Raw genomic sequence first — 6,892 nt, forward strand, 5'->3', positions numbered from 1 at the left:
CGCTCCGTCATTACTGGCAGTTTTCCTCGATCGCCTTCTGGGCTTCGCTGATCCGTGCCTGCCGTTCTTCTTCCGTCAGCCGGCGGAAGTCGCCGTTTTCCTCGACGCGTACCCGTGGATTGTTCTGTAGCTGGGACAGATTGGTGCGCACGGTTTCGCAGTACTTCTTGCGTTCTTCTTCGCGCTTGGCCACTTCCTGCTTCACTTTGTCGTCGATGGCCTTCTGCTTGTCGGCTTCGACCTCGCTGTCGAGCTTGGGCAGGGGCGCCGGGGCAGGGGCTTTCGGCGTTGCGCTATTGGTATTGACGGGGGTCGCTTCCTGACCTTGAGGGGGCTGGGAGCCGAAGTGCGTGATGCCTTGCGCGTCTACCCATTTGTACACTTGGCCGGCCACGGCGCTGGCGCTCAAGGCGAGCAGCAGGCTGCCTGTGAAAATCATGCGACGCATGCTGTTTCCTTTATATAGGGGATAACTTGGCCGCTACTATAACCAAAACCCGTGCCTCGTCATCCTGCTCTGTGTCACAGCGGCGGAGTGAAGAATCCTCAGGGATGACTTGACTTGCTGTCGCCTAATCCGAACAATCCATCGTTCGCTGTAGTGAAGTCCGCCGCAAGCTGGCTTCAGCTCAGCAGACATGAGGCGCTACCCGCGCCGACCTGTTACACCCGCAACGCGTTACCTCGCGCTGGGTGGGAAGGCTCCGCAACATTTGGGGCATTCCCAATACTTGCTCAGTAGTAGCTGACGTAGTCGGCGACCACCGTCGCTCATGCTCTGCTAGGCAGTAGACCTATTTAGGGCCATCCGTTGTGGGTGGCGTTCTGGCGTTCTAGAGGTGAACAACGTGGAGCTCTTATCCGGCGCTGAAATGGTCGTCCGCTTCTTGCGTGACGAAGGCGTTAAGTACATCTATGGGTATCCGGGTGGTGCCCTCCTGCATATCTACGATGCCCTGTTCAAGGAAAAGGAAGTCACGCACATCCTCGTCCGCCATGAGCAGGCCGCAACCCATATGGCCGACGGCTATGCCCGCGCCACCGGAAAACCCGGTGTGGTGCTGGTGACCTCCGGTCCGGGTGCGACCAACGCCATTACCGGTATCGCCACGGCCTACATGGACTCGATCCCGATGGTCATCCTGTCGGGACAGGTGCCGAGCGGCATGGTGGGGACCGATGCCTTCCAGGAAACCGACATGGTCGGTATCTCCCGCCCGATCGTGAAGCACAGCTTCATGATCAAGCATCCCTCGGAAATTCCCGAGGTGATGAAGAAGGCCTTTTATATCGCTCAGTCGGGGCGTCCCGGTCCGGTCGTGGTCGATATTCCCAAGGACATGACCAACCCGGCCGAGAAGTTCGAGTACGTCTATCCGAAGAAGGTCAAGCTGCGCTCCTACAGCCCGGCTGTGCGCGGCCACTCGGGGCAGATCCGCAAGGCGGCGGAAATGCTGCTGTCGGCCAAGCGCCCGATCCTTTATTCCGGTGGCGGCGTGATCATGGGCAATGCCGCTGCTCCGCTGACCGAGCTGGCGCGCATGCTCAACCTGCCGGTTACCAATACCCTGATGGGGCTCGGCGGCTACCCGGGCAGCGATCGCCAGTTCGTCGGCATGCTCGGCATGCACGGCAGCTACACCGCCAACTTGGCCATGCACCACGCCGATGTGATCCTGGCCGTCGGTGCGCGTTTCGATGACCGGGTCATCAACGGTCCGAGCAAGTTCTGTCCGAACGCCAAGATCATCCATGTCGATATCGACCCGGCATCGATTTCCAAGACCATCAAGGCGGATATCCCAATCGTTGGCCCGGTGGACAGCGTGTTGACCGAGATGGTTGCCATCGTCAAGGAAATTGGCGAGACCCCGAACAAGGAAGCGGTGGCGAGCTGGTGGAAGCAGATCGAAGAATGGCGCGGCAATCGCGGCTTGTTCCCCTATGACAAGGGTGACGGCAGCATCATCAAGCCGCAGACCGTGATCGAGACCCTCTGCGAAGTGACCAAAGGCGATGCCTTCATCGCGTCCGATGTGGGTCAGCACCAGATGTTCGCGGCGCAGTACTACAAGTTCGACAAGCCCAATCGCTGGATCAACTCTGGTGGCCTGGGCACCATGGGCTTCGGCTTCCCGGCCGCCATGGGCGTCAAGCTGAACTTCCCGGATGCCGAAGTCGCCTGTGTGACCGGCGAAGGCAGTATCCAGATGAACATCCAGGAGCTGTCGACCTGTCTGCAGTACGACTTGCCGGTGAAGATCGTCAACCTGAACAACGGTGCGCTGGGCATGGTGCGCCAATGGCAGGACATGCAGTACAACAGCCGTTACTCGCATTCCTACATGGAGTCGCTGCCGGACTTCGTCAAGCTGGCCGAGGCATACGGCCACGTGGGTATCCGCATCACCGATCTGAAGGATCTGAAGCCGAAGATGGAAGAGGCGTTCGCCCTGAAGAATCGTCTCGTGTTTCTCGACATCGCGGTAGACGCCAGCGAACACGTCTATCCGATGCAGATCAGAGACGGCGCCATGCGCGATATGTGGCTGAGCAAGACGGAGCGGACCTGACATGCGACACATCATTTCCCTGCTGATGGAAAACGAGCCTGGCGCCCTGTCGCGGGTGGTCGGTCTGTTCTCGCAGCGCAACTACAACATCGAAAGCCTGACGGTAGCGCCTACCGAGGACCCGACCCTGTCGCGTCTGACGCTAACTACCGTGGGGCATGATGAGGTGATCGAGCAGATCACCAAGAACCTCAACAAGCTCATCGAAGTGGTCAAGCTGGTCGATCTGTCGGAAAGCGCCCACATCGAGCGTGAACTGATGTTGGTGAAAGTGAAGGCCACCGGCGCGCAGCGCGCCGAGGTCAAGCGCACCACCGACATCTTCCGTGGCCAGATCGTCGACGTTACCAGCAGTGTCTACACGATCCAGCTTGCGGGTACCAGCGAGAAGCTGGACAGCTTCATCCAGGCCATCGGCACCGCGTCGATTCTGGAAGTCGTGCGCAGCGGTGTCACAGGTATCGCTCGTGGCGACAAAGTACTGAGCATCTAACCGATTTAGCGAATGGCCCGAACCGGCCGGTAAGAAAGGGGAATTTCCATGAAAGTGTATTACGACAAAGACTGCGACCTCTCCATCATCCAGGGCAAGAAGGTCGCCATCATCGGTTACGGCTCCCAGGGTCATGCTCATGCCTGCAACCTGAAGGATTCCGGTGTCGATGTTACCGTCGGCCTGCGTCCGGGCTCTGCCTCGGTGAAGAAAGCCGAAGCCCATGGCTTGAAGGTATCCGACGTTCCGGCCGCCGTTGCCGCTGCCGACGTAGTGATGATCCTGACGCCTGATGAATTCCAGGGGCGCCTGTACAAGGAAGAAATCGAGCCGAACCTGAAAAAGGGCGCTACCCTGGCCTTCGCGCACGGTTTCTCGATCCATTACAACCAGGTCGTTCCGCGTGCCGATCTCGACGTGATCATGATCGCGCCGAAGGCTCCGGGCCACACTGTGCGTTCCGAGTTCGTCAAGGGCGGCGGTATCCCGGATCTGGTCGCTATCTACCAGGATGCTTCTGGCAACGCCAAGAACCTGGCTCTGTCCTACGCCTGTGGCGTCGGTGGTGGCCGTACCGGCATCATCGAAACCACTTTCAAGGACGAGACCGAAACCGATCTGTTCGGTGAGCAGGCCGTACTTTGCGGTGGTTGCGTCGAACTGGTAAAAGCCGGTTTCGAAACCCTGGTCGAAGCCGGTTATGCGCCGGAAATGGCCTACTTCGAGTGTCTGCACGAACTGAAGCTGATCGTTGACCTCATGTACGAAGGCGGTATCGCCAACATGAACTATTCGATCTCCAACAACGCCGAATACGGCGAGTACGTTACTGGCCCGGAAGTGATCAACGCCGAATCCCGTGCTGCCATGCGCAACGCGCTGAAGCGTATCCAGAATGGTGAGTACGCGAAGATGTTCATCAGCGAAGGTGCTTCCAACTACGCTTCGATGACGGCCTATCGTCGCAACAACGCTGCTCACCCGATCGAGCAGGTTGGCGAGCGTCTACGTGCAATGATGCCGTGGATCGCTTCCAACAAGATCGTCGACAAGACCAAGAACTAAGGTCCGGGACGAAGAAGGAACGCGGCTACGGCCGCGTTTTTTCGTTCTAGGAGGCCCCCTCTGTCTGGTATAAAGCCAGGGCGCTGGTCAAGGACCGCTCGCGAACCCTGATCGGTTGCTTCTGTCGAAACTTCCGAACCTTTTAGCAAGGTACTGTTCATGAACGAACATCCCGAGGAGCCGAACAAGGCTTCCGACGCCGAAAGTCTGTTACCCATCGATGAGCATGTCGAAGAGGGGCATGACGCTGAGGGACGCAAGGTCCGCCATCGCGGCATCTATCTGCTGCCCAATCTGTTCACCACGGCCAATCTGTTCGCCGGTTTCTACTCAATCATCAATGCCATGAACGGCAACTTTTATGTGGCCGCCGCAACGGTATTCGTCGCTATGGTGCTGGACAGCCTGGATGGGCGTGTCGCTCGTCTCACCAATACGCAGAGCGCGTTCGGTGCCGAGTACGATTCGTTGTCCGACATGGTTGCCTTCGGTGTGGCGCCTGCGCTCTTGGCATTCGAGTGGGCGTTGGGCAGCCTGGGCAAGGTCGGCTGGATGGTCGCCTTCATCTATGTGGCGGGGGCTGCCCTGCGGCTCGCGCGCTTCAATACCCAAGTGGGCAAGGCTGACAAACGCTTTTTCATTGGGTTGGCAAGTCCTGCCGCGGCTGGGGTCGTGGCCGGTACCGTATGGGCCTTCAGTGACTTCGGTATCAAAGGGTCGAACATGGCCTTCGTCGTTGCCCTGCTGGTGGCAGCAGCCGGAGCACTGATGGTCAGCAACATCAAGTATCACAGCTTCAAGGACCTCGACCTCAAGGGACGGGTACCTTTCGTTGCGATACTGGTGGTAGTACTGGTTTTCGCAGTGGTGTTCAGTGACCCGCCGCGCATCCTGCTGCTGATCTTCCTGGCTTATGCTGCTTCGGGGCCGGTGCAATACTTGTTGCAATTGCGCCGCCGCAAGACTGTCGAGTGATGTAATTTCCCCGCGGCTCCGCAGTCTATTGGCGCACCCGTTCCAGGATTGCGGAGCCTCTCATGCTGATCAAGATTCCTTCTGTCTCTCTGGCTCGTGAGTCAGAGGTCACGCCTGAAGCGACTTATCTGTCGCGCCGCCGTTTTCTGGGGGCGATGGGTGGGTTGGCTTCGTTATCCCTGGTGCCGGGTCGAGCATTGGCTGAGCGCTATGCCGGGGTGGAGGCCGCTCAGGCTCCAACCTGGTTCGACAAGAAGCTGACCTCGGCCCGTTGGCAGTCGATGGTTCCGGGTGACGAGGCGCTGACGCCTTTCAAGGATGCGACGCGCTACAACAACTTCTACGAGTTCGGACCGAATAAAGGTGATCCGGCTCGGCATGCCGCTCAGTTCAAGGCCGAGCCCTGGACTGTGACCATCGATGGCGAGGTCGTCAAGCCGGGGCAATTCTCTCTGGAAGAGTTCTGTCTCCCCCATCAGTTGGAGGAGCGCATATACCGGCTGCGTTGTGTGGAAGCCTGGTCCATGGTCATTCCCTGGCTGGGGTTCCCGTTGTCTGATTTGCTCAAGCGGGCGGAGCCGACGGCGCAGGCCAAGTATGTAAGGTTCGAAACTCTGGTCGATCCGCAGCGAATGGTTGGCCAGCGTTCTGGGTTCTCCCTTATCGACTGGCCATACATCGAAGGGCTGCGGTTGGATGAGGCCATGCATCCTCTGACACTCATGGCGGTTGGCATGTATGGGCGTGTCCTGCCTGCCCAGAATGGGGCGCCACTGAGATTGGTTGTGCCCTGGAAGTACGGTTTTAAAAGCATCAAATCCATCGTTCGCATCAGCTTGACCAGTGCTCAACCCAAGACAACCTGGGAAAGCCTGGCGCCTAACGAGTATGGCTTCTATGCCAACGTGAACCCGGAGGTGGATCATCCCCGCTGGAGTCAGGCTCAGGAGCGTCGGCTGCCGAGTAGTCTGTTCAGCCCCAACATCATTCCAACCCGCATGTTCAACGGGTATGACGAAGTGGCTGGTCTCTATGCCGGTTTGGATCTCCGGAAAAACTACTGATGCGCTACCGCTTCTTTCGTTTGGCGATCTTCATGGTGGCACTGGCGGTGCCTGTTTTCTGGCTTTACCAGGGCTGGACGCTGGCTTTGGGGGCTGACCCCGGCAAGGTTCTGGTCGACCGGATCGGTTTGGGTGCGTTGGCGCTACTTCTGATCACGTTGTGCATGACTCCTCTGCAACGAACGACTGGATGGGGTGGCTGGTTGGCTGTGCGGCGTCAACTCGGACTCTGGTCCTTCGCCTATGCGGTTTTGCACATTACGGCCTATGCGGTTTTTCTGTTGGGGCTGGATATCGAGCAATTGCTTGTCGATTTGCAGAAGCGGCCCTACATCATGGTCGGGGCATTGGCTTTCGTGGGCCTGTCTTGCCTGGCTGCAACCTCCAATCGCTTCAGTGTTCGTAAGCTGGGGCGGCGATGGAAGGCGTTGCATCGTATCGTTTATGGCGTGCTGGTATTGGTCCTTTTGCATATGCTCTGGGTGGTAAGGGCCGATCTACAGGAATGGACTGGCTATGCTTTGGTCGGTGCTTTTCTTCTTGCCCTGCGGCTGCCTTTTCTGGCTGCACGGTTGCCGCGTTTGTCGTTTGGCATGCCTCCGAGCGGAAAGAGTGACAAAAAGATTTCAACAAAGTGTTGACGGTTGTTCGAATGGCTCTATAATGCGCGCCACTTCCGGCGCAGCCTGAATGAAAAACTCCTTGATAATCAAAGGGTTGAG

General features: G+C 58.2%; 7 protein-coding genes. 6 read left to right on the forward strand and 1 reads right to left on the reverse strand.

All coding sequences use genetic code 11. The features are described 5' to 3' along the window. Window positions 1-10: 10 nt before the first annotated feature. Window positions 11-448 (reverse strand): DUF4124 domain-containing protein, encoded by a 438-nt coding sequence (locus PIN01S_RS17570; RefSeq protein WP_084337327.1) that lies wholly within the window; start codon window positions 446-448, stop codon window positions 11-13. A 400-nt stretch (window positions 449-848) separates the two neighbouring features. Between PIN01S_RS17570 and PIN01S_RS17575 the strand changes: the two genes are divergently transcribed. From PIN01S_RS17575 to msrQ, 6 genes are all read left to right on the forward strand, one after another. Next, a complete protein-coding gene (locus PIN01S_RS17575) occupies window positions 849-2,573 on the forward strand; it encodes an acetolactate synthase 3 large subunit (protein WP_084337350.1) in 1,725 nt (574 codons plus the stop codon). Window position 2,574: 1 nt separating this feature from the next. Beyond that, window positions 2,575-3,066 carry an acetolactate synthase small subunit gene (gene ilvN / locus PIN01S_RS17580; RefSeq protein ID WP_084337329.1) on the forward strand — a complete coding sequence of 164 codons (492 nt, stop codon included), beginning with the start codon at window positions 2,575-2,577 and terminating at the stop codon, window positions 3,064-3,066. A 48-nt stretch (window positions 3,067-3,114) separates the two neighbouring features. Further along, entirely contained in the window at window positions 3,115-4,131 is a 1,017-nt protein-coding gene (ilvC, locus tag PIN01S_RS17585) for a ketol-acid reductoisomerase (protein ID WP_084337331.1), read from the forward strand. Between the two features lie 159 nt (window positions 4,132-4,290). Then, window positions 4,291-5,106, forward strand: a complete 816-nt coding sequence (pssA, locus tag PIN01S_RS17590) for a CDP-diacylglycerol--serine O-phosphatidyltransferase (RefSeq protein ID WP_084337333.1) — start codon at window positions 4,291-4,293, stop codon at window positions 5,104-5,106. A 62-nt stretch (window positions 5,107-5,168) separates the two neighbouring features. After that, a complete protein-coding gene (msrP, locus tag PIN01S_RS17595; protein WP_084337335.1) occupies window positions 5,169-6,170 on the forward strand; it encodes a protein-methionine-sulfoxide reductase catalytic subunit MsrP in 1,002 nt (333 codons plus the stop codon). Next, window positions 6,170-6,811, forward strand: coding sequence for a protein-methionine-sulfoxide reductase heme-binding subunit MsrQ (gene msrQ / locus PIN01S_RS17600; RefSeq protein WP_084337337.1), 642 nt, complete (start codon window positions 6,170-6,172; stop codon window positions 6,809-6,811). The genes msrP and msrQ overlap by 1 nt, the downstream gene beginning before the upstream one ends. Window positions 6,812-6,892 lie beyond the last annotated feature (81 nt).

The organism is Pseudomonas indica NBRC 103045 (assembly GCF_002091635.1).
GTDB lineage: Bacteria > Pseudomonadota > Gammaproteobacteria > Pseudomonadales > Pseudomonadaceae > Pseudomonas_M > Pseudomonas_M indica.